This window comes from Leisingera sp. F5, assembly GCF_001593695.1.
In genome coordinates, this window is sequence record NZ_LUKH01001026.1 from 1 (window position 1) to 1,343 (window position 1,343).

General features: G+C 63.0%; 1 protein-coding gene and 1 pseudogene. Both read left to right on the plus strand.

Annotated features, from left to right (window positions below; translation table 11 throughout):
• Window positions 1–1,233 (plus strand): HD-GYP domain-containing protein (locus tag A2I95_RS38515; RefSeq protein ID WP_291737666.1); only part of this gene is annotated, 1,233 nt, incomplete at its 5' end.
• Window positions 1,234–1,264: 31 nt separating this feature from the next.
• A pseudogene (locus A2I95_RS38520) lies at window positions 1,265–1,343 on the plus strand (peptidase M48); the annotation flags it as partial.

The following is a 1,343-nucleotide window of genomic DNA, read 5'->3' on the forward strand; positions in this document are numbered from 1 at the left end:
TTGCTGATGAAGGATCTGGGCTGCAGTTCCAATGCCGCCCGCATCTGCCAGCTGTACAAGACCGACGACCTCTCCTTTAAGCGCAATTTCAAAACGGTGAACGGCCTGCGCCAGGGGCTGGGCTTTCTATGGCGCAACACTGCGGGCGGCGCCGCGGTCTGGACCCGGCTGAAGACCCTGAAACAGGTGCTGGCAAAGACCAGCGGCCTTGCCGCAGAGCTGATCGACACCCGCTGCAACCGGGGCGCGGCAATTGCCCGGCAGATGCGGTTTTCCGAAGCTGTGGCCGAGGGCATCGCCTGCCTGGATGAGCATTGGGATGGCGGCGGCCTGCCGAAGGGCCTGACAGGCGATTCAATCCCGCTGTTTTCGCGGATTGCGCTGATGGCGCAGGTGGTAGATGTCTTTGCCGCCGAGCGGGGGATTGAGGGCGCCGCAGCTGAGCTGGAGCGGCGCGCGGGCACATGGTTCGATCCGGAGCTGGTGCCGGTCTTCACCTCGGTGATCCGCCGTCCGCGCTTTTTGCCGGACCTGCGGGATCCCGGGCTGGAAGCAGAAGTGCTTGCCACCCCGCAGGCCCGGCACATTCACCCGGTGGATGAGGATTACCTGGATAAAATCAGCGAAGCGTTCTCATTGGTGATCGACGCCAAGAGTCCCTTTACCCACGGCCATTCCCGGCGGGTTGCGCGCTATACCGCCATGATCTGCGATCAGCTGGGCTATACCCCGGCGCGACGGCGCTGGATGGTGCGGGGGGCGCTGCTGCACGACATTGGCAAGCTGGGGATCCCGAACGCCATTCTCGACAAGCCGGGCAAGATGACCGAGGCGGAAACTGCCAGGATGAAACAGCATCCAGTGCTGGGCCATCAGGTGCTGAGCCGGATTTTCGCTTTCCGCGAGCTGGCGGATGTGAGCGCTGCCCATCACGAGCGGCTGGATGGCAAAGGGTACCCATTTGGTCTGGACGCCGGGCAGCTGAGCCAAGAGATGCGGATTTTGGCGGTGGCCGATATCTTTGACGCGCTGACCGCAGACCGCCCCTATCGCGCAGCACTGCCGCTGGATGAGACCTATGCAATCATGGACAAGCTGTCGGGATCTGGAATTGATCCGGACTGCTATGCCGCGCTGCAGGATGCGGTTACTGCCAGCGGCTGGCCCTCGGGCCAGGACAGGCTGCTGCAGGACAGCGGATGGGTGGCAACGGATCCTGCAGAAACCGCTTGAGCCTGACAGGGTCAGCCCCCATATCTGAAGCATGCTGCGCCTATTGCCCATTCTGCTGGCCGTCGCCTATGGCCTTGTGATGTACCGGATTTCGATCTGGCGCACCCACC